This is a genomic window from Rhodoferax sp. GW821-FHT09E07 (assembly GCF_059416145.1).
Genome location: NZ_JBWKOP010000008.1, coordinates 100,729 through 121,231, shown reverse-complemented (window position 1 = coordinate 121,231; position 20,503 = coordinate 100,729). Strand labels below are relative to the sequence as shown.

16 protein-coding genes and 1 pseudogene are annotated in these 20,503 nt (G+C 63.9%); 10 read left to right on the top strand and 7 right to left on the bottom strand.

Annotated elements, in window-relative coordinates:
* Window positions 1-6 precede the first annotated feature (6 nt).
* Together AC07OE_RS16670 and AC07OE_RS16665 are read right to left on the bottom strand one after the other, a co-directional pair.
* The gene (locus tag AC07OE_RS16670) at window positions 7-855 is read right to left on the bottom strand and encodes a segregation and condensation protein A (RefSeq protein ID WP_495071699.1); all 849 of its coding nucleotides are present in this window, start codon (window positions 853-855) and stop codon (window positions 7-9) included.
* Between the two features lie 64 nt (window positions 856-919).
* On the bottom strand, window positions 920-1,126 hold the full coding sequence (locus tag AC07OE_RS16665) for a DUF3460 family protein (protein ID WP_495071698.1): 207 nt from the start codon (window positions 1,124-1,126) through the stop codon (window positions 920-922).
* An 89-nt stretch (window positions 1,127-1,215) separates the two neighbouring features.
* Between AC07OE_RS16665 and nadC the strand changes: the two genes are divergently transcribed.
* The 6 genes from nadC to AC07OE_RS16635 all read left to right on the top strand — a co-directional run bounded on the left by nadC (window position 1,216) and on the right by AC07OE_RS16635 (window position 6,968).
* On the top strand, window positions 1,216-2,085 hold the full coding sequence (gene nadC, locus AC07OE_RS16660) for a carboxylating nicotinate-nucleotide diphosphorylase (protein WP_495071697.1): 870 nt from the start codon (window positions 1,216-1,218) through the stop codon (window positions 2,083-2,085).
* A complete protein-coding gene (gene nadA, locus AC07OE_RS16655) occupies window positions 2,085-3,188 on the top strand; it encodes a quinolinate synthase NadA (RefSeq protein ID WP_495071696.1) in 1,104 nt (367 codons plus the stop codon). Before nadC ends, nadA begins: the two co-directional genes overlap by 1 nt.
* A 15-nt stretch (window positions 3,189-3,203) precedes the next feature.
* Window positions 3,204-3,644: a hypothetical protein gene (locus AC07OE_RS16650; protein ID WP_495071695.1), complete on the top strand. Its 441-nt coding sequence runs from the start codon at window positions 3,204-3,206 to the stop codon at window positions 3,642-3,644.
* Window positions 3,645-3,762: 118 nt separating this feature from the next.
* Window positions 3,763-4,461, top strand: coding sequence for a glutathione S-transferase N-terminal domain-containing protein (locus tag AC07OE_RS16645; protein ID WP_495071694.1), 699 nt, complete (start codon window positions 3,763-3,765; stop codon window positions 4,459-4,461).
* 66 nt (window positions 4,462-4,527) lie between these two features.
* Window positions 4,528-5,766, top strand: coding sequence for an EAL and HDOD domain-containing protein (locus AC07OE_RS16640; RefSeq protein WP_495071693.1), 1,239 nt, complete (start codon window positions 4,528-4,530; stop codon window positions 5,764-5,766).
* A 5-nt stretch (window positions 5,767-5,771) separates the two neighbouring features.
* A complete protein-coding gene (locus AC07OE_RS16635) occupies window positions 5,772-6,968 on the top strand; it encodes an FAD-dependent monooxygenase (RefSeq protein WP_495071692.1) in 1,197 nt (398 codons plus the stop codon).
* Window positions 6,969-7,000: 32 nt separating this feature from the next.
* Here AC07OE_RS16635 and nadB read toward each other — a convergent pair whose 3' ends face one another.
* The 3 genes from nadB to metG are packed head-to-tail and all read right to left on the bottom strand — an operon-like array spanning window position 7,001 to window position 11,540.
* Entirely contained in the window at window positions 7,001-8,611 is a 1,611-nt protein-coding gene (gene nadB, locus AC07OE_RS16630; protein WP_495071691.1) for an L-aspartate oxidase, read from the bottom strand.
* A 32-nt stretch (window positions 8,612-8,643) separates the two neighbouring features.
* Window positions 8,644-9,402 (bottom strand): YoaK family protein, encoded by a 759-nt coding sequence (locus tag AC07OE_RS16625; protein WP_495071690.1) that lies wholly within the window; start codon window positions 9,400-9,402, stop codon window positions 8,644-8,646.
* 29 nt (window positions 9,403-9,431) lie between these two features.
* Window positions 9,432-11,540, bottom strand: coding sequence for a methionine--tRNA ligase (gene metG, locus AC07OE_RS16620; protein ID WP_495071689.1), 2,109 nt, complete (start codon window positions 11,538-11,540; stop codon window positions 9,432-9,434).
* Between the two features lie 346 nt (window positions 11,541-11,886).
* Between metG and AC07OE_RS16615 the strand changes: the two genes are divergently transcribed.
* The gene (locus tag AC07OE_RS16615; protein WP_495071688.1) at window positions 11,887-12,756 is read left to right on the top strand and encodes a patatin-like phospholipase family protein; all 870 of its coding nucleotides are present in this window, start codon (window positions 11,887-11,889) and stop codon (window positions 12,754-12,756) included.
* A 15-nt stretch (window positions 12,757-12,771) separates the two neighbouring features.
* Here AC07OE_RS16615 and AC07OE_RS16610 read toward each other — a convergent pair whose 3' ends face one another.
* Both AC07OE_RS16610 and AC07OE_RS16605 read right to left on the bottom strand, forming a co-directional pair.
* Complete coding sequence (locus AC07OE_RS16610) at window positions 12,772-13,584, bottom strand: crotonase/enoyl-CoA hydratase family protein (RefSeq protein ID WP_495071687.1); 813 nt, start codon at window positions 13,582-13,584, stop codon at window positions 12,772-12,774.
* A 582-nt stretch (window positions 13,585-14,166) separates the two neighbouring features.
* Window positions 14,167-16,188: pseudogene (locus tag AC07OE_RS16605) on the bottom strand (oxidoreductase); the annotation flags it as partial.
* A gap of 126 nt (window positions 16,189-16,314) precedes the next feature.
* Between AC07OE_RS16605 and AC07OE_RS16600 the strand changes: the two are divergent.
* The 3 genes from AC07OE_RS16600 (at window position 16,315) to AC07OE_RS16590 (ending at window position 20,502) form a co-directional block, all read left to right on the top strand.
* Complete coding sequence (locus tag AC07OE_RS16600; protein WP_495071686.1) at window positions 16,315-16,851, top strand: PadR family transcriptional regulator; 537 nt, start codon at window positions 16,315-16,317, stop codon at window positions 16,849-16,851.
* 143 nt (window positions 16,852-16,994) lie between these two features.
* The gene (locus AC07OE_RS16595; protein ID WP_495071685.1) at window positions 16,995-18,278 is read left to right on the top strand and encodes an ABC transporter substrate-binding protein; all 1,284 of its coding nucleotides are present in this window, start codon (window positions 16,995-16,997) and stop codon (window positions 18,276-18,278) included.
* A 13-nt stretch (window positions 18,279-18,291) separates the two neighbouring features.
* Window positions 18,292-20,502: a CHASE domain-containing protein gene (locus AC07OE_RS16590; RefSeq protein ID WP_495071684.1), complete on the top strand. Its 2,211-nt coding sequence runs from the start codon at window positions 18,292-18,294 to the stop codon at window positions 20,500-20,502.
* Window position 20,503: the final 1 nt, after the last annotated feature.

Sequence of the window (20,503 nt, the reverse complement as noted above, 5' to 3'; positions counted from 1 at the left end):
TCCGGTTCAGGCAGGGGAATAGGCCAGGCGCACGTAGATAGGCGCAAAGGCTTCGGCCTGGGTGATCTCGATCAGTGTCTCTTTGGCCAGCTCCAGCAGGGCGATGAAGGTCACTACCAGCACGGGTGAGCCCTGGCTGGGGTCGAAAAGGTCTTCAAAGCCCACAAAGCGGCGTCCCTGCAGGTGCTTGAGCACGATGCTCATGTGTTCGCGCACCGAGAGTTCTTCGCGGCTGATCTTGTGGTGCTGCACCAGCTTGGCCCGCTTCATGATGTCGCGCCAGGCGCTTTGCAGCTCGTCGATGGACACATCCGGAAAACGGGGCTGCAGGCTTTGCTCGATATAGACATTGGCCTTCAGGAAATCCCGGCCAAACTGCGGGATCGCGTTCAGCCGGGCCGCAGCCAGCTTCATCTGCTCGTATTCCAGCAGGCGGCGTACCAGTTCGGCACGCGGGTCTTCGGCCTCTTCGCCTTCGGCCACCTTCTTGGGCGGCAACAGCATGCGTGACTTGATCTCGATCAGCATGGCCGCCATCAGCAAGTACTCCGCCGCCAGCTCCAGGTTGCGCTTGCGGATCTGCTCCACGTAGACCAGGTACTGCTTGGTCACGCTGAGCATGGGAATATCCAGAATATTGAAGTTCTGCTTGCGGATCAGGTAGAGCAGCAGGTCCAGCGGGCCCTCGAAAGCCTCCAGAAACACCTCCAGCGCGTCGGGCGGGATGTACAAATCCTGCGGCATGGCAAACAACGGCTCGCCGTACAGGCGCGCCAGCGCCACCTGGTCCACCACTTCGGGCATGACCGCAATGGCGCCCGTGTCCGTGCCGCTGTCCGCAGGAGTGGTGCTCATGGTTTGCTATTGAATGAGGAGCTGCTCGCGCAATACTGGCGAGGGCTGGAGGCCAAAACGACGCTTATTTGGCGTTGGTCTGGTAGACGTAAGGCTTTTGCTCCACGCGGGCCTCGTCGTATTCCTTTACCAGGTTGCGGTCGATCTTCTTGTCCCACAGCAGGGCGCGGCCCCGGCGTTGTTCGGCTTCCAGGGTGGGTTTGGCCACTTTCAGGTGGTCAATGAACTGGGTGGCTTCGGATTGGTAATCGGGGCGGCGGAAAAAGCTCATGGGGGTGTCCTCGTTGTGCCCATTTTAGCGGCTGGGTTGTCTGCCCGGGCGCCCGTCGGGCCCGGCCCTAGCCGTTATCCTTGGCGTCCATGACGTATTTTGAATTTACCCCCGCCGAAATTGCCACCCTGGCCCAGTCCGACGTGGCCCGCGCCCTGCAGGAAGACGTGGGGGCGGGCGACCTGACCGCCGCCCTGATCGACCCCACCCGTCGCGCCCGCGCCCGCGTGCTGGCGCGCGAATCGGCGGTCATTTGCGGCGAGGCCTGGGCCACGGCCGCCGTGCGTACCCTGGACCCCAGTGCTGCCATCGTCTGGCATGTGCGGGAGGGCCAGCGCTGCCATGCCGACCAAGTGGTGATGGAGATTGAGGGCAACGCCCAGGCTCTGCTGACGGCCGAACGCACGGCGCTGAACTTTCTGCAGTTGCTGAGCGCCGTGGCCACCAAGACCGCCACTTTTGTGAGCGCGGTGGAGTCGGTACCCGGCAACCGCGCCGCCATTGTGGACACGCGCAAGACCCTGCCGGGCCTGCGGCTGGCGCAAAAGTACGCAGTGCGCGCAGGTGGCGGCACCAACCACCGCATTGGCCTGTTTGACGCCGTGCTGATCAAGGAAAACCACATTGCCGCCGCCGGCGGCGTGACAGCCGCCCTGCAGCGCGCCACCCAATTGGCCCAGACCGCCAAGTTCATCGAGGTGGAAGTGGAAACGCTGGAGCAGCTGCGCGAGGCGCTGGACTGTGGTGCCCAGATGGTGCTGCTGGACAACATGACGCTGGCGCACCTGGTGCAGGCCGTGGCCTTGAACGCGGGGCGTGCGATTCTGGAAGTGTCTGGCGGCGTGAGCCTGGACACCGTGCGCGCCATTGCCGCCACGGGCGTGGACCGCATCTCCATCGGTGGGCTGACCAAAGACGTGAAGGCCACCGATTTCTCCATGCGTTTTGAGGACCTGTGATGTCTGCAACCGATGTGATCGACGTCGAATACGAGCAACCCGCCTGCTCCACCCAACACGCCTGGGCGCGCGTGCCGGTGGAGCCCACGCCCAGCCAGCGCGTGGCGCTCAAGGACAAGATCAAACGTCTGCTGAAAGAGAAGAACGCAGTCATGGTGTCGCACTACTACGTGCACCCCGACCTGCAGGACCTGGCCGAAGAGACCGGCGGCCTCGTGAGCGACTCGCTGGAGATGGCCCGTTTTGGCCGTGACCACAGCGCGCAGACCCTGGTGGTCTCGGGCGTGAAGTTCATGGGCGAAACCAGCAAGATCCTGTCGCCACACAAGACGGTGCTGATGCCCGACCTGGACGCCACCTGCTCGCTGGACCTGGGCTGTCCGATCACCGAGTTCAACGCCTTCTGCGACGCCCACCCGGACCGCACCGTGGTGGTCTATGCCAACACCAGTGCCGAGGTGAAAGCGCGTGCCGACTGGCTGGTGACCAGCAGCTGCGCGCTGGATATCGTGAAAGCGCTCAAGGACAAGGGCCAGAAGATTTTGTGGGCACCTGACAAGCACTTGGGCGGATACATCCAGCGCGAAACCGGAGCCGACATGGTGTTCTGGGAAGGCGCCTGCATCGTGCACGATGAATTCAAGGCCTTTGAGCTGGAAGCGCTGATCCAGGAACATCCCAAAGCCAAGGTGCTGGTGCACCCCGAGTCGCCCAAGGACGTAGTGGCCCTGGCCGATGCCGTGGGCTCCACCAGCGCCATCCTCAAGGCCGCGCAGACGCTGGATGCCGACACCTTCATCGTCGCCACCGACAACGGCATGCTGCACAAGCTGCGCACGCTGAACCCGACCAAGACCTTCATCGAAGCCCCCACGGCTGGCAATAGCGCCACCTGCAAGAGCTGTGCGCACTGCCCCTGGATGGCCATGAACGGCCTGGCCGGTGTGGCCCATGTGCTGGAGCACGGCGCGAACCAGATCCATGTGAACCCGGCACTCATCGAACGCGCGCGCCTGCCCATCGACCGCATGCTTGCATTCACTGCCGCGCTAAAGAATGGCCAACCCGTGGGCGGGCTGATTCCGAATATCGGCGCGGCATAAGCCCGGAGTCTTCCCATGCGTTTCCCATACCTTGCGCTGGCGGCAGGGCTGGCGACTGCTACCGTGGCCAGTGTGGCACTACCGCAGGACGGCGAGGGCAGCCGGCTGCTGGTCGGGCGATGGACCTGGACGCGCGCAGATGTCGCCTGCACCGAGGTGTACGACTACCGTGCGGACGGCAGCTACAGCGCTGTCAGTGGCGCAGAAAAGACCGACAACCGCTACACGATCGCCGCCAAGCCCACGGCGCGTGGTTTTTACCGGGTGGACGTTCAGGTGGTGAAGGACTACGGGGGCCAGGACTGTGCGCAGTCCAGCAGCGACGATACGGGCCTGAGCTTCACCAACTATTTGTTTTTTTCGCCGTCGGGGCGCCAGTACTGGGCCTGCTACAGCGAGTCCCGGGACGACTGCTTCGGCCCGCTGAACCGGGTGGACGCCGAGCAGAAAAAATAGACCGGTACCCCCAGCCGGTGCTTGGGCATTCACAGTCGGGTAATCTCGGCGATTCAAGCCCCTGGCCCCCGCAGAATATGCGCGAGCAGCTATCAAAATCAGAGCAAAAGGACGCACCATGACCGACCTGTCGACATTCCCCATCACCGCCAAATGGCCCGCCCTGCATCCGGACCGCCTGCAGCTGTACTCGCTGCCCACGCCCAATGGTGTGAAGGTGAGCATTGCGCTGGAAGAGCTGGGCCTGCCTTACGAGCCGCACCTGGTGAGCTTCCAGACCAACGACCAGCTCACACCCGAATTCATCTCGCTGAATCCCAACAACAAGATCCCCGCCATCATCGACCCCCATGGCCCCGGCGGCAAACCACTGGCGCTGTTCGAATCCGGCGCCATCCTCATTTATCTGGCCGAGAAAACCGGACAGCTCATGTCCACGGAAGCCGCCCAGCGCTACGAGACCATCCAGTGGGTGATGTTCCAGATGGGCGGCATTGGCCCCATGTTTGGGCAGTTGGGCTTCTTCCACAAGTTTGCGGGAAAGGACTTTGAAGACAAGCGTCCGCGCGACCGCTATGTGGCCGAGAGCAAGCGCCTCTTGGGCGTGTTGGACAAGCACTTGCAGGGTCGTGACTGGATCATGGGCGCCGACTACAGCATTGCCGACATCGCCACCTTCCCCTGGGTGCGCAACCTGATCGGCTTTTACGGTGCGGGCGATCTGGTGGGCTTTGCCGACTTCCCCGACGTGGCGCGCGTGCTGGCGGCCTTTGTGGCGCGTCCGGCCGTCATCAAGGGCCTGACCATTCCTTCTTAACCAAGCTCAGGCATCATTGCGTTGCAGGGAGGCGGTGGACCATCCACCGGCTGCGGAAAGGTTGCCGTGAGTTCGATAGAAGCAGAGACATCCGAAGCGTCAAGTTTCGCCATTGCACGACAGCACATCGTGGACGCGGACAAGTCCGTGGTGGGCTATGAGCTGTTCAACCGCACCCAGGGCGCGCGCGACCATAGCTTGGCCAGCGATGTGTCGCTGGTGCTCAATGTCATGGCGCAAAGCGGCACCCGGCTGATCAATGCCCAGGCCGACCTGTTTCTCAACGCCACGCACGAGAGTCTGACTGGCTCCCACTGGGACTTTCTGGTGCCCCAGCGCACCATCATCGAGGTGCCGCCGGTGGCCGGGCACGATCCTGCGGCCATTGAAGAGTCCCGGCTCAAGCTGCAGGCGCTGCGCAAGCGGGGTTTCCGGCTGGCTTTCAACCACACGGTCGTCGCGCCGCTCTACAAGTCCTGGCAAGGGATTGCCGACTTTGTGAAGGTGGATGTGCGGGCCATCGACCCCGCCAAGCTCAAACTGCTGGTGGACGCCATCCATGCCCGCACGGGTGCCATTGCCGTGGCCGAGAAGGTGGAGAGTGCCGCCCAGTTCGAGATCTACAAGGACATAGGCTTCCATTTCTTCCAGGGCTACTGGTTCTCGCGCCCCGAGGTGGTGAAGACCCAGGTCGTGAGCCCCAGCCAGGCCAGTTCCGCCAACCTCTTCAGCAAGCTGCGCAACGAGGCCGATGTGGACGAGATTGAACTCGCCATCAAGAAAGACGCTGCGCTGGGCTACAACCTGCTGCGCCTCATCAACTCCGCGGGCCTGGGCCTGCGCACCAAGATCACGTCCATCCGCCAGGCCGTGATGCTGCTGGGCAACGAGCGCCTGCAGCGCTGGGCCGCCATGCTCATGACGGCGGGGGTGGATGGCAAGCCCACACTGGCTGGCAATATGGCCGTGGTACGCGCCAAGATGATGGAGCTGCTGGGTGCCAAAACCCTGTCGCAAGAAGAGCAGGAGGAGGCCTTCCTGATCGGCCTGTTCTCGCTGCTGGACCGCATGCTGGGCTGCTCGCTGGCCGAGGCGGTGTCGATGCTGGGGCTGGATGGCGTCATCACCGAAGCGCTGCTCAAGGGCACGGGCAAATACATGGATCTGCTGGCCATGGCCATTGCCTGCGAGATGGAGGATGCCACCATCTTTGCAGAAGCGGCACAGCGCCTGGACCTGTCGTACCGTGAAATCAATGTCGCCCAGATGGAAGCCATCGTCTGGGCCGACGCGGTGTACCAGTAGAACCCATGCACTTCGCTGCCATTGGCGCCGGTGTGGCCGGCTTGGCCACTGCCATTGCGCTGCGCCAGGCGGGCCACACCGTCACCGTGTACGAGCAGGCTTCCACCATCCGCAGCCTGGGCGCGGGCATTGTCAGTTGGCCCAACGCCAGCTGGGTGCTCGACAAGCTGGGCGTGTGGGAAGCCCTGCGCCCGCAAGGCACACGCGTGCACGCCATGCAGCGTTACACCTGCGGCGGCGAGTTGCTGGGCAGCATCGATGTGCGTGCCATAGACGCGGCCATGGGCCACGCCAGCATGGCGATCTTGCGCCACGACCTGATGCACGCGCTACTGGCGCGCGCGCAGGAGTTGGGGGTGGTGCTGCACTTTGACCGCCGCCTGCGCGAGGTGGTGGCGCTGGACGAGGCAGGAACTGGTGCCACGCAGCTGATCTTTGAAAATGGCACAACGGTGCAGCCCGACTGGGTGCTGGGGGCGGAGGGCCGCATGCGTTCACGCTGCCGGGCGTTTGTGTTGGGGTCGGAAGACGCCGCGCGCCCGGTGTACCAGGGCTTTGTGAACTGGATTGGTGTTTGTGAAACGGCGGAGCCGGTGTTTGAACCCGGCGCTGTGCTGGACTACTGGGGCACGGGCGAGCGCTTTGGCGTGGTCGCCCTGTCGCCACAGCGGGCCTACTGGGCGGGCGGCGCGGCAGCGCCCTTGGGCCAGGCGCAGCCTGCGCACTACCGGGCGGAGCTGAACCAGCGCTTTGCCCACTGGCCTGCGGCCGTGCAGCAGGCGCTGGCCGGCACACCTGACAGCGGCATTCACCAGATTTTTTTGCACGACCACGATCCCACCCCGCAGTGGCAGCGCGCCAATGTGCTGCTGCTGGGCGATGCGGCCCATGCGCCGCTGCCCACTTCGGGCCAGGGTGCCTGCCAGGCGCTGGAAGACGCGTGGCACCTGGCGCAGTGCGTGCAGGCGCAGGGGGACGATGTGCCGCGGGCCTGGCAACAGTTCGTGGCGCTGCGCCAGCCCAAGACGGCGGGCATCATCCAGTCCGGTCGCGGCTTGGCGCGCAGCATTTTTCACACACCGGCCACCGGTATTGCGCAGCGCAACCGTGGGGTGCGGGAGACAGATTACGTGGCCATGGCGGCGGGCATGGCGCAGGGTTGGGGACAAAATTTGCCGCTAGCCCCCGTGGAAACTGCATAGTTTTCTCCTGAATCAGGAGCAATCGACGACTCTCAGGGCGTGAGGGTGGTGGGGATGGCTTGCGCCAGCAGGTCGGGGTAGTCGCGGCTGAAGTGCAGACCGCGGCTCTCGTGGCGGGCCTGGGCGCTTTTTACGATCAGGTCGGCCACCTGCACCAGGTTGCGCAGCTCCAGCAGGTCGCGCGTGACATGGAAGTGGGCATAGAACTCCTGGATCTCGCCCTGCAGCAGTGCAATGCGGTGGGCGGCGCGTTCCAGGCGCTTGTTGGTGCGCACGATGCCCACGTAGTCCCACATGAAGCGGCGCAGCTCGTCCCAGTTGTGCGAGATGACCACGGATTCGTCCGAGTCGGTCACGCGGCTGTCGTCCCACACGGGCAGTTGCAGCGGTGCCCCCGCAGACTGGGTCGCCAGTTGCTCTGCGATCAAGGCCGTAGCGGAACGTGCAAACACCATGCACTCCACCAATGAGTTGGATGCCAGCCGGTTCGCGCCGTGCAAGCCGGTGCAGGCGGTTTCGCCCACGGCGTAGAGGCCGGCCACATCGGTGCGGGCGGATAGATCAGTCACCACGCCGCCGCAGGTGTAGTGCGCGGCCGGCACCACGGGGATGGGTTGCTGGGACATATCAATGCCCAGTTCCAGGCAACGCGCGTAGATGTTGGGGAAATGCTCCTGGATGAAAGCCAGCGGCTGGTGCGAGATGTCCAGGTACACGCAATCAAAGCCGCCCTTTTTCATCTCGAAGTCGATGGCGCGGGCCACCACATCGCGCGGCGCCAGCTCAGCGCGCGGGTCGTGGGCGGGCATGAAGCGGGTGCCGTCGGGCAGCAGCAGGCGCCCGCCTTCGCCGCGCACGGCCTCGGTGATCAGAAAGCTCTTGGCATGCGGATGGAACAGGCAGGTGGGATGGAACTGGATGAACTCCATGTTCTGCACACGGCAACCCGCGCGCCAGGCGGCGGCAATGCCGTCGCCCGTGGCGGTGTCGGGGTTGGTGGTGTAGAGATACACCTTGCCCGCGCCGCCTGTGGCCAAAATGGTGTGCGGCGCCTGGAAGGTCAGCACCTCGTCGGTGTCGTCGTCCAGCGCGTACAGGCCTACGCAGCGGTTCTCGCCGCTCTGCCCCAGCTTGGCCGTGGTGATCAGGTCCACCAGCGTGTGGTGCTCGAACAGGGTGACGTTGGGGCTGGCCTTGACCTGCTCGATCAGCGTTTGCTGCACGGCAGCGCCCGTGGCATCCGTCACGTGCACGATGCGCCGCGCGCTGTGGCCGCCTTCACGGGTGAGGTGAAGTTGGCCAGCGTGGCCGGCTTCTTCGGAAAACGGCACACCCAGCTTCTGCAGCCAGGCGATGGATTGGGGCGCGTTCTCCACCACGAACTGCGTGGCCTTCAGGTCGCACAGGCCGGCGCCAGCCACCAGGGTGTCGTCCACGTGGGCTGCAAAGCTGTCGTCCTTGTCCCACACAGCGGCAATGCCGCCCTGGGCCCAGCCGCTGGAGCCTTCGCGCACGGCGCGTTTGGTAAGGATGGCAACCTTGTGCGTAGGCGCAAGCAAGAGCGCGGCACTCAGGCCGGCCAGACCACTGCCCACAATGAGCACGTCAAAGGTTTGCAAAGAGGAAGAGGCAGAAGTGGTCATGCAAAGGGGGGAGAAAAAGGAGTGCGGGCGACCTAGTGGGTGCCCTCGTGGGTGCGTTGGTACCAGCGCGCGGTGTCCTGCCACAGGGGGCGGGCCACCAGCACCAGCAGCGTCAGCGCCAGCGGCACGGTGGTGATAAAGCCCAGGGTCTTGAAGCCCAAGGCGCCGGCCAGACCACCGCTGACAAAGCTGCCGATCAGCAGGCTGTGCAGACGCAGTTTCTGGGTGTTGGCCTGCACGCGGTGGCCTTGCGGGTCTGCATTGATATAGGCCATCTTGCCAAGTTCAATGCCCACATCGGTGACCAAACCCGTCAAGTGGGTGGTGCGAATTTCGGCGCGCGATATTTTGGTGATCACCGCGTTTTGCAGGCCCATGATGAAGCACAGCAGCGTGACGGTGAGCGGCGCAAAGAAATAGGTGGCGTAGTTCATGGCACCGCCAAACACGCCAAACACCAGCAAGAGCGCCGCCTCCAGCACCAGTGGCAGGCCGTAGGCCGTGTAGAGCTGGTGGCGCAGCCCCCAGTTGACGAGGATGGCCGTGGTCATGGCCCCCACCACAAACGAGATCAACATGGCCAGCCCGGTCAGCATCACATCGGTGTGGCCCAGCACCAAAGAGTCCACCACGGTGGAGACCACGCCGGTGACGTGCGAGGTGTATTCGTGCACCGCCAGAAAGCCACCGGCGTTGGTGGCGCCAGCCACAAAGGCCAGCGTCATGCCCAGGCGTGTGTTGGTCTGGGGCGTGCGCTCCGTATCAACCCAACCGTGGATCCAGGGGAACATGCGTCGGTGGTCCGGTCGGGTGGTGGGGTTTAGTGGATGCGCATGCCAGGCTGCGCACCGGGCCAGGGGTTGAGGATGTAGATGCCCGGATTGGTCTTTTCATCGCCATGGCTCGCCGCCATGACCATGCCCTCGGACACGCCAAACTTCATCTTGCGCGGCGCCAGGTTGGCCACCAGCACGGTGAGCTGGCCTACCAGTTCTTCCGGCTTGTACATGCTGGCAATGCCGCTGAACACATTGCGGTGGCGGCCTTCGCCCGCATCCAGCGTCAGGCGCAGCAGCTTGGTCGAGCCTTCCACGGCTTCGCAGTTCACGATCTTCGCAATGCGCAGGTCGATTTTGGCGAAGTCGTCGATGGTGATCAGCGGAGCGATCTCCTCGCCGCCAGGCACAGTTGCTACAGTTTCAGGAGCTGTTTGCACAGATTCCACGGGGGCTGGAGGCTCAAATAATGCATCGAGTTGCTCGGGAGTGACGCGTTGCATCAGGTGCTGGTAGGGGGCAATCGCCTGCACGTCGCCGGCCACGTTCCATTGCTGCATGTCCACGCCGACAAAGCCTTGGACGGCTTGTGCCAGGCCGGGCAGCACGGGCGACAGGTAGCGTGTGAGCGTGGCGAAGGTGTTGATGAGCACCGAGCAGACCTGGTGCAGCGCCTGGTTGTTGGCCACGTCCTTGGCCAGGTCCCAGGGCTTGTTCTGGTCCACATAGGCGTTCACCTTGTCGGCCAGCAGCATAATTTCGCGCGTGGCCTTGCCATACTCGCGCGCCTCGTACATCTGGGCCAGCGCATCGCTGGCACCGCGCACCTCGGCCAGCAGGGCCGCGCCCGTGGCGCCGAAGTCACTGGTCAGCTTGCCGTCAAAGCGCTTGGTCAGAAAGCCTGCCGCACGGCTGGCGATGTTGACGTACTTGCCGATCAAATCGCTGTTCACACGTGCCATGAAATCGTCGGCATTGAAGTCGATGTCTTCGTTGCGCGCCGACAGCTTGGCCGCCAGGTAGTAGCGCAGCCACTCGGCGTTCATGCCCAGACTTAGGTACTTGAGCGGGTCCAGGCCGGTGCCGCGGCTCTTGCTCATCTTCTCGCCGTTGTTGACGGTGAGGAAGCCGTGCACGAACACATTGTTGGGCGTCTTGCGGTTGCTGAACTGCAGCATCGCAGGCCAGAACAGCGTGTGGAAGGTCACGATGTCCTTGCCGATGAAGTGGTACTGTTCGGTGTCGGCAGCGGCGATGTACTCCTCAAAGCTGCGCGTGTCGCCGTGCTTGGCCTTGGGGCCGCCCTTGTCGAACCAGTTCTTCAGCGAGGCCAGGTAGCCCACGGGCGCGTCCAGCCACACATAGAAGTACTTGCCCGGTGCATCGGGAATCTCGATGCCGAAGTAGGGCGCGTCGCGCGAAATGTCCCAGTCGCCCAGGCCTTCGCTGGTGGTGCCGTCCGGGTTGGTGCGGATGGTGAACCATTCCTTGATCTTGTTGGCCACCTCGGGTTGCAACTTGCCGTCTTGCGTCCAGTTTTCCAGGAACTCCACGCAGCGCGGGTCGGAGAGCTTGAAGAAGAAATGCTCGGAGTTCTTCAGCTCGGGCTTGGCGCCGGAGAGGGCCGAGAAGGGGTTGATGAGGTCCGTGGGCGCGTAGACCGAGCCGCAGACCTCGCAATTGTCCCCGTACTGGTCCTTGGCGTGGCACTTGGGGCATTCGCCCTTGATGTAGCGGTCGGGCAGGAACATGTTCTTCTCGGGGTCGAAGAACTGTTCGATGGTGCGCACCTCGATCAGCGAGCCGTCGGCACGGTCGCGCAGGTCGCGGTAGATCTGGCGTGCCAGCTCGGTGTTCTCCGGCGAGTGCGTGCTGTGCCAGTTGTCAAAGCTGATGTGAAAGCCGTCCAGGTACTGTTTGCGGCCGGCTGCAATGTCGGCCACGAACTGTTCGGGCGTTTTGCCGGCCCTTTCGGCCGCAATCATGATGGGCGCGCCGTGCGTGTCGTCCGCACCCACGAAGTTCACCGCATTGCCCTGCATGCGCTGGAACCGCACCCAGATGTCGGCCTGGATGTATTCCATGATGTGGCCGATATGGAAGTTGCCGTTGGCGTAGGGCAGGGCGGTGGTGACGAAGAGTTGGCGGGGCATGGGGGAATCGACTTTCACGGAGGAACTGTGGATTTTAGTCGCCCCTCTTGTCTGGAGCGGGGCGGCTGGCTGTTTTGCTCCGTGTCCCCCGCCCGCTTTGCGGGCTCCTCCTTGATCTGCGCAAAACAGCCAGCCACCCCGCTCCCGAAGTGACGTGGTTTGCAGGCACGTCAACCCCCCCTCTTCGCAGCGGCAGGCGTGGGGTGCGTGCCGCAGCGAGGTCAAGGAGGAGCCCAAAGGGCGGGGGACACGAGCGGAGGTACGCACCCCACGCCTGCCGCGGGTTCAGCAAAAAAGCCGCCCCTACAATCCCGCCACCTCAACTTCAAGGACCTCCATGCACGCCATGGCCGCCATCAGCGCTTCTGATTTCATGACCCGCACTTTCCACACCGTCGTATTTGCCGGCGGCGGCAATCGTTGCTGGTGGCAGGCGGGGGCTGTGGAGCGGCTGTGTGAGCAGGCCAATTGGCAGGCCAAGCGGCTGATTGGGGTGAGCGCGGGGGCGGGCATTGCCACGGCGTTTGCCACGGGGCGTTTGCAAGAGTCTTTGCGGGCTGCGGTGGAGCGCTTCAACAACACGCCGAAAAACATTGTCTGGCGTGATCTGCTCAAAGGCAAACGGCCGTTTGTGCTACCGCGTATCTACCCGGACTGGATTGAAAGCTTTCTGCAGACGGCAGATTTGAAGAAGCTGCAAGGCGGCACGTTGAAAGTGGACGTAGCCATCACCCGACCGATTCCCTTCCTGCCCGTCACCCTGTCCACCGCCGTCGCATTGGCCTTGTACTCGACCGAGAAGTTCTGGCTCAAAACCTTCCATGGCCGCTTGCCACATTGGGTCGGCCTGCGCCCTGAATACCACGACCTGACCGACTGCCCGCAGCTGGACGACGCGCGCAGCCTGCTGCTGGCGTCTGCCGCGGCGGTGCCCATCACGCCCACGCACAAGGTCCATGGCCGCGCCGCGCTGGACGGCGGGTTCTATGACAACGTGCCACTACCGCAGGACCGTGCAGACGATGCGGGCACGCTGGTGCTGCTGACGCGCCACCGGCCCGAGCTGCCCCAGGCGTTTGACTTGCAGGGCCGCACCTACCTGCAGCCCAGCCGCGCGGTGGATGCGACCAATATGGACTGCACCAGCGGCCCCAATGTCCAGAGCACCTATGCCCAGGGCCTGGACGATATGGGCACCTGGCTGTGCCAGGCCTAGGCGCAGCGACGGGGGTCAGTCCTTGAAGACCGGCGCGCGCTTCTGTATGTTCGCCGTCATCGCCTCCGTCAAATCCTGGCTCATGAGCATCGCAGCGTTCCAGGTGGCGATGTAGTTCAGGCTGTCGGCCACGCTGTGGTCGCGGGCGTAGGTGATCATTTCCTTGGTGCCGCGGATGGACAGGGGTGACTTGGCGGCGATGGTGGCCGCAATCTCTTGCACCCCGGCGTACAGTGCCTCACGGCTCTCGAACACGCGGTTCACCAGGCCGATTTGGCGCGCCTCAGTCGCGTCCATCTTGCGGCCCGTGTAGGCCAGCTCGCGCGTGATGCCGTCGCCCACCAGCTTGGGCAGGCGCTGCAACGTGCCCACGTCGGCGGTCATGCCAATGTCGATTTCCTTGATGGTGAAGTAGGCGTCGGCGCTGGCGTAACGCATGTCGGCGCAGGTGACGAGGTCGATGCCCCCACCAATGCAACCGCCGTGGATGGCGGCCAGCACCGGCTTGCGGCAGCGCTCCAGGCTGGTCAGCGTGTCCTGCATGTCCAGAATCACGCGGCGCATGGCCTCGCGGGAGCGGCCGTCGCAGTCGTTGGCAATCTGCGCGTTCATGCCCATCATCATCTGCAGGTCGATGCCCGCACAGAACAGCTTGCCTTCGCCCTGTAGCACGGCCACGCGCACCTCCGGCGTGCGGTCCACCCACTCAAAGGCCTTGCGGATTTCTTGCCACATTGTGGCGTTCATGGCGTTGGCCTTGTCGGGCCGGTTCAGGCGCACGGTGGCGATGTGGGCGTCCAGTGTGACGCTGAGGGTTTCAAATTGCATGTCTGTCTTCTGTTTATCAGTATTTTTGGCCGCTAGCCCTCGTGGAATATGCGCGAGCAGCTAGCAAAATCATAGCGTTTTGGGTCTGGTCGATCAGACCTTGGCAGGCTTCATCATCGCCAGATAGGGCGCCAAACGCTTGCCCATCTCGTCGCCCAGGGCCTGCAGGCCGCTCATGGGGCGCACCATCACCTCGAAGTCCACGATCTTGCCCTCGGCGTCGAACTGCACCATGTCGATGCCCTTGAGGTCTTTGCCATTCACCTGCGCGCTGAATTCCAGCACCAGGCTCAGCCCGTCGGCGCTGGCCAGCTCGCGGTGGTACTTGAAGTTCTCAAACACCTGAATCACATTGCCCAGAATCAGCTGCACGGCCTGCGCGCTGGGGTAGGGCGTGTGTGCCATGGGCGAGCGAAACACCGCCTTGGGGTGCAGGATGGTGGCCAGCTCGCCCAGGTTTTTGTCCTCGATCATTTGGTGCCAGAGCTTGAGGCTGGCGGCCACCGGTGCGGGTAGCGTTGCCGCCAATGTGGCCGCGGCGCCGGCCTTGGGGGCTTCGGCCTTCTCGGCACCAAATGCCAGGGCCAGTTCCGTGCCCTGCTTGATGGCGCGCTTGGCGTCCAGCTCGGCGGCTACATCGGCGCCGCCAATCAGGTGCACGGTGACGCCGGCGGCCTGCAGCGCGGCCTGCAGTTCACGCTGCGGGTCTTGGCCCGCGCAAATGACCACGTTGTCCACCGACAGCACCATGTCCTTGTCGCCTACGGTGATGTGCAGGCCCGCGTCGTCCACCTTGCGGTAGGTGACGCCGTTCACCATCTCCACCTGGCGGTTTTTCAGCGATGTGCGGTGGATCCAGCCCGTGGTCTTGCCCAGGCCGTCGCCCACTTTGCTGGTCTTGCGCTGCAGCAGGTAGACCTTGCGCGGCGTTTTCTCGATGTGCGCGGGCTTCAGGCCACCCGCGTGGGCAAACGTGGTGTCCACGCCCCATTCGGCAAAAAACTTGTCTTGATCCAGGCTGGGGCTGGTGCCTTCGTGCAGCAGGTACTCGGCGGTATCAAAACCAATGCCGCCCGCGCCGATCAGCGCCACGGTTTTACCCACGGGCTTTTTGTCGCGCAGCACATCCAGGTAGCCCAGCACCTTGGGGTGGTTGATGCCTTCAATCTCGGGTTTGCGCGGGCTCACGCCGGTGGCCAGCACCACGTGTTGGAAGCCAGCGGCGGCCAGGTCTTGTGCGTTCACTTTTTTGCCTAGCTGCAGCTTCACGCCAGTGGCCTCGATCTGCGTGCCAAAGTAGCGCAGCGTCTCGTAAAACTCTTCCTTGCCCGGCACCTGCTTGGCCACGTTGAACTGACCGCCAATCTCGCTGGCCGCGTCAAACAAGGTCACCTCAAAGCCGCGCTTGGCCGCTTCGGTAGAGAAGGCCAGCCCGGCCGGGCCTGCGCCCACCACGGCTATGCGTTCCTTGCGCGGTGCGGGCGTGGCCACCATCAGCGTCTCGTGGCAGGCGCGCGGGTTCACCAGGCAGCTGGTGATCTTGCCGCCAAAGGTGTGGTCCAGGCAGGCCTGGTTGCAGCCAATGCAGGTGTTGATGGTGTTGGCCTTGCCGGCGGCGGCCTTGGCCACGAAGTCAGGGTCCGCTAAAAATGGGCGGGCCATGCTCACCATGTCGGCCATGCCGTCCGCCAAAATTTGTTCTGCCACCTCGGGCGTGTTGATACGGTTGGTGGCTACCAGCGGTATCTTCACCTTGCCCTTGAGCTGCTCGGTCACCCAGGCAAAGGCCGCGCGCGGCACCTTGGTGGCAATGGTGGGAATGCGCGCCTCGTGCCAGCCAATGCCGGTGTTAAGAATCGTCACGCCTGCCGCTTCCAGCGCCTGCGCCAGCTGCACCACTTCTTCTTTGGTAGAGCCGCCTTCCACCAGGTCCAGCATGGACAGGCGGAAGATGATGATGAAGTTAGCGCCTACCCGCGCCCGCGTGCGGCGCACGATCTCCAGCGGAAAGCGGATGCGGTTCTCATAGCTGCCGCCCCAGGCGTCGTCGCGGTGGTTGGTCTGGCGGGCGACGAACTCGTTGATCAGGTAACCCTCGGAGCCCATGATCTCCACGCCGTCGTAGCCCGCGCTCTGCGCCAGCGCAGCGGCGTTGGCGTAGTCCTCTATGGTCTGCTCCACTTCCTCAGACGTGAGTGCGTGCGGACGGAAGGCGCTGATCGGCGCCTTGAGCGCGCTGGGCGCCACCAGCTCGGGGTGGTAGGCGTAGCGGCCAAAGTGCAGGATCTGCATGCAGATCTTGCCGCCCGCGGCGTGCACGGCCTCGGTCACCACCTTGTGCTTGTCGGCCTCTTTCTGGCTCGTCATGGCCGCGCCGCCAGGCATGGGGCGGGCGCGGTCATTGGGGGCAATGCCACCGGTCACGATCAGGCCCACGCCGCCCTTGGCGCGCTCGGCATAGAAAGCCGCCATGCGCGCAAACCCATCGCGTGCCTCTTCCAGGCCCACGTGCATGGAGCCCATGAGCACGCGGTTTTTGAGGGTGGTAAAGCCCAGGTCCAGCGGGGCAAGCATGTGCGGGTAGGTGGCAGTAGCGGTGGTCATGGGGCGGTCTCCGTTGTTGTTGGGTGGCTGCTGCGCAACTATGCAACCAGTTGCAGCAGTGTAGAAGTCTAGCGAGGTTTATGCAACTAGTTGCATAGTTAGAGGGCTGCCCTTAGACTCGCCCGCATGTCGCTTGCCCACGCCGTGCTCACCTCCCTGATCGAAAAACCGTCCTCCGGCTACGAGCTGGCGCGACGCTTTGACAAGTCCATCGGCTACTTCTGGCACGCCACCCACCAGCAGATCTACCGAGAACTGGCCCGCATGGAAGACAAAGGCTGGATCGTCTCCGACTCCGCCCCCGACGCCGGCGCCACCCGCAAGCGCGAGTACAAGGTGCTGCCCGCTGGCCGCGCCGAGCTGGTGCGCTGGACTCAAGAGCCTGCGGCGCATATGGATCTGCGCGACGAGTTCATTGTGAAGTTGCGCGCTGATGCTGCGCTGGATGAGGTGGATTTAAGTGGCGAACTGCGTGAGCGCATCGCCCACCATACCGAGCGATTGGCCCACTACCGAGCGATTGAGGCGCGTGACTTTGCGCGTGGTGATGCCATGCCGCGTGCGAAGCGGTTACAGCACCTGATCCTGAAGAAGGGGATCATGTACGAGGAAGGGAGCATTGCCTGGGCGCGGGAGGCGCTGGGGGTGCTGGAGGATAGTTAGTGAGGGGCTTGCGCCAGAGAGTGCATTCGGGCAGTCACACGGCACATGGTTTGCTAGTCCAGTCGTTACCATTAGTTACGATTGGACTCAGGTGCTGCCCATTGGGGGCCGTTCCAAAAGAGATCAAACACAAAGCCAGCGCCATGTTGAACATTCTGAAAGCCTCGCTGCTTGTGATAGCTTGGGCCCTGTGCGGCCCTAGCCATGGCCAGCCCACCGAGATTTCCTTTTACTTTCCCATCGCCGTGGGCGGACCGGTCGCCAAAAGTATCTCGGCGCTGGTGGCCGATTTTGAGAAAGACAATCCTGATATCCGCGTCACGCCGACCTATACCGGCACTTACAAGGATTCCATCGTCAAAGCGTTGACGGCCCATAGAAGCGGTACACCGCCGGATGTTGCCGTGCTGTTTGCGGTAGATATGTTCACGCTGATCGATGCCGGCGCTATCGTGCCTTTCGACGATTTGGTGGGCAATGCCGACGATGTGGCCTGGATGCGCAGCTTCTACCCTGCGCTGATGGCCAATAGCCGCGCCGCTGGCCAGACCTGGGGCATTCCCTTTCAGCGCTCCACCATCCTGCTGTACTGGAATAAAGAGCTCTTCCGGCAAGCCGGGCTGGACCCGGACCTCCCACCGGCCAACTGGACCCAGATGGCCGACTTTGCGCAAAAGCTCACGCGGCGCGACGACGCTGGCGTCACCACGCAGTGGGGGCTACAGATTCCCTCTTCTGGCTTTCCGTACTGGCTGTTCCAGGGGCTGGTCACCGGCAATGGCGCCCAGCTGATGAATGAGGCTGGCACCAAGACCTGGTTCGACCGCCCCGCCGTGGTCGAGGCCCTGCAGTACTGGGTGAACCTGTCGCGTACGCGCAAGGTCCATCCGCCCGGGGTCATTGAATGGGGTAACACGCCCAGCGATTTCCTCAGTGGCAAGGCCGCCATGATCTGGACCACCAGCGGCAACTTGGCCAATCTGAAGGCCAAGGCAGGGTTTGCCTTCGGAGTCGGCCCTCTGCCCGGCAACAAGCAGGCCGGTTCGCCCACGGGCGGCGGCAATTTCTATGTGTTCCGCAAGACCTCGCCGGCGCGACAAAAAGCGGCCTTCCGATTCGTTCAGTGGATGGTCGCCCCCGAGCGCACGGCGCGCTGGAGCATCGATTCCGGCTACATCGGCGTGAGCCCGGCCGCGTGGGACACACCCACCATGAAGGACTACCTGATGGCCTTTCCGCAGGCGGCTGTCGCCCGCAACCAGTTGTCACACGCCGTGGCGGAACTGTCCACGCACGAGAATCAGCGCGTCACACGGGCCCTGAACGCGGGGCTGGTTGCGGCACTCACCGGCGCCAAGACGCCGCAAGAGGCCCTGAAGGACGCGCAGGCGCAGGCCGAGCACATCCTGCTGCCGTACCAGCGCTAGGGCCTGTTCACCCATGCCAAACACCAACCCCGCGCCATCCAGCGCACCCCGCAAAGCCCCGCCAGCACTCGGGCGCCTGCGCTTCCTGAGCTATCTGCTGCCGGCTGTGGTGCTGGGCCTGGCGTTGACCGCCACCTGGTTTTTCTGGGAACGCGAGCGCCGGGAGATCGGGCAGGTTCTGCAGGGCGAATTCGACGCACGTGTGCGCGAGACCACCAGCCTGTTTCGGGAGCGCATGCTGGCCTATGAGCAGGCGCTGCGCGCCACCCATGGCCTGTTCGCCACGTCCGACAATGTGCAGCGCGGCGACTTCCAGTCCTTTGTCGCCAACCTGCGCATCCAGAACCATCCGGGTCTGCAGGGCATGGGCTTTGCGCTCATCGTGCCGTCGGCCGAACGCGAGCGGCACATCGCCACCGTGCGCAGCCAGGGTTTTCCGGCGTACACGGTGCAGCCGCCCAGCGATACCGGTGCCAGCACGTCAGCGCTGTATTTCGAGCCCAGTGGCTCCTCGTTCCTCAGTACGCTGGGCACGGACTTTTTTCTGGAACCCTCGCGCCGGCCAGCGATGGAAGCCGCGCGCGACAGCGACAGCATTGCGATTTCCAACAAGGTGAAGCTGCCGGAAGAGGATGCAACCCAGGTACAGGCCGGCTACCGCATGTACCTGCCGGTCTACCAGAACGGCAAGCCTCACAGTACCGTGGCCGAGCGCCGTGCCCACATCAAGGGCTGGATCTACGCGGCCTTCAGCATGGATGGCTTGATGGACAACATCCTGGGCGAGCGCGCCAACATCACCGTCGAGGTCTACGACGGCGCCGGGCAGGACGACGACCAGCTGATAGATACCTACAGTGACCGGGTGGGTGGCGAGTCGACGCTCACGCTGTTCTACACGACGCAGCAGGTCGAAGTGGGTGGCTATGGCTGGACACTGACGGCCCACTCGCTGCCCAACTTCACTACCGAGATTGCGATCAGCCGGCTGCAGTGGGTCGCGCGGCTGGGCGTGGTGGCCAGTGTGATGGCGGCGCTGCTCACCTGGTTTGTGCTGATGCGCCGCATGCGGGGCCTGCGCGCCGCCGCCGACCTGCGCACGGCCAAGGAGCAGGCCGAGGCGGCCAGCCATGCCAAGTCGCAGTTCCTGGCGGTGGCCAGCCACGACCTGCGCCAGCCCATCCAGGCGCTCAGTCTTTTTGTGGCCACGCTGCAGGCCATGGCCAAGCGCGCGCACCTGACGGGTGCCGAGGTCGGGCACATCGCCGGGCGTCTGCAAATGGCGCTCAATGGCCTGGGGCACCTGCTCAACGGCCTGTTTGATTTGTCGCGCCTGGACAGTGGCACGGTCACCATCACCCAGCGCCCGGTGGACATGGCCAGCCTTCTGGCTGAAGTCGGCAACGCTTTTGCAGGCCCGGCACAGGCCAAAGGCTTGGAGCTCCGGATGGTGGTGCCGCACGGTTTGTGGGTCGAGACCGACCCACTGGTGCTGGCGCGTGTGTTGTCCAACCTGGTGGCCAACGCTGTGCGCTACACCGAACACGGCCGCATTCTGGTGGGGTGCAGGCGGCATGCGCAGCAGGTGGAGGTGCAAGTGCTGGACACGGGCATCGGCATTGCGCAGGAAGAATGCGACCGGATCTTTGGCGAGTTCTACCAAGTGCCCAATGTGGCGCGCGACCGCGAGCACGGCCTGGGCCTGGGGCTGGCCATCGTTTCGCGCTCGGTGCAATTGCTGGGCGGGTCCATTCAGGTGCGGTCCATACCCGGCAAGGGCTCGGTGTTTTCCGTCACGTTGCCGCGCGCGCCTGCGCCCGAGCTTCCGGCTTCACTGCCAGCAGACCCGCAGGAGCCCTTCGCGGGCAGCGTGCTGGTGATTGACGATGACCCCGAGCTGCGTGAATCCATGCAACGCCTGTTGGCGGAATGGAAGCATTCTGTGCTGGTGGCCGCCTCGCTCGAAGACGCGCTGGCCCTTGCCGACCTCCACCAGGACAGTATCCGGTTGATTCTTTCGGACTACCGCCTGGCCAGCGACGTTACCGGCATCCAGGCCGTGGAAGCGGTGACGCGCCGCTTGGCACGCAAAGTGCCTGCGGTGATCATCACCGGCGACACCTCGGCGCAGCCGATTGCCGAGGCCGCGCAGCAGGGCCTGCGCTTGGTCTATAAACCGGTGGAGCCGCAAGTGCTTGCCGAGCTGATGCGCAGCATTCCATGAG

Excerpts from the sequence above, each read along its gene's own strand:
- AC07OE_RS16645 (WP_495071694.1), top strand. The coding sequence starts at position 3,763 with ATGACCGACCTGTCGACATTCCCCATCACCGCCAAATGGCCCGCCCTG.
- AC07OE_RS16615 (WP_495071688.1), top strand. The coding sequence starts at position 11,887 with ATGGCCGCCATCAGCGCTTCTGATTTCATGACCCGCACTTTCCACACC.
- AC07OE_RS16600 (WP_495071686.1), top strand. The coding sequence starts at position 16,315 with ATGTCGCTTGCCCACGCCGTGCTCACCTCCCTGATCGAAAAACCGTCC.
- nadB (WP_495071691.1), bottom strand. The coding sequence starts at position 8,611 with ATGACCACTTCTGCCTCTTCCTCTTTGCAAACCTTTGACGTGCTCATT.
- metG (WP_495071689.1), bottom strand. The coding sequence starts at position 11,540 with ATGCCCCGCCAACTCTTCGTCACCACCGCCCTGCCCTACGCCAACGGC.
- AC07OE_RS16670 (WP_495071699.1), bottom strand. The coding sequence starts at position 855 with ATGAGCACCACTCCTGCGGACAGCGGCACGGACACGGGCGCCATTGCG.
- AC07OE_RS16590 (WP_495071684.1), top strand. The coding sequence starts at position 18,292 with ATGCCAAACACCAACCCCGCGCCATCCAGCGCACCCCGCAAAGCCCCG.
- nadA (WP_495071696.1), top strand. The coding sequence starts at position 2,085 with ATGTCTGCAACCGATGTGATCGACGTCGAATACGAGCAACCCGCCTGC.
- AC07OE_RS16595 (WP_495071685.1), top strand. The coding sequence starts at position 16,995 with ATGTTGAACATTCTGAAAGCCTCGCTGCTTGTGATAGCTTGGGCCCTG.
- AC07OE_RS16665 (WP_495071698.1), bottom strand. The coding sequence starts at position 1,126 with ATGAGCTTTTTCCGCCGCCCCGATTACCAATCCGAAGCCACCCAGTTC.
- AC07OE_RS16650 (WP_495071695.1), top strand. The coding sequence starts at position 3,204 with ATGCGTTTCCCATACCTTGCGCTGGCGGCAGGGCTGGCGACTGCTACC.
- AC07OE_RS16610 (WP_495071687.1), bottom strand. The coding sequence starts at position 13,584 with ATGCAATTTGAAACCCTCAGCGTCACACTGGACGCCCACATCGCCACC.
- AC07OE_RS16625 (WP_495071690.1), bottom strand. The coding sequence starts at position 9,402 with ATGTTCCCCTGGATCCACGGTTGGGTTGATACGGAGCGCACGCCCCAG.
- AC07OE_RS16635 (WP_495071692.1), top strand. The coding sequence starts at position 5,772 with ATGCACTTCGCTGCCATTGGCGCCGGTGTGGCCGGCTTGGCCACTGCC.
- nadC (WP_495071697.1), top strand. The coding sequence starts at position 1,216 with ATGACGTATTTTGAATTTACCCCCGCCGAAATTGCCACCCTGGCCCAG.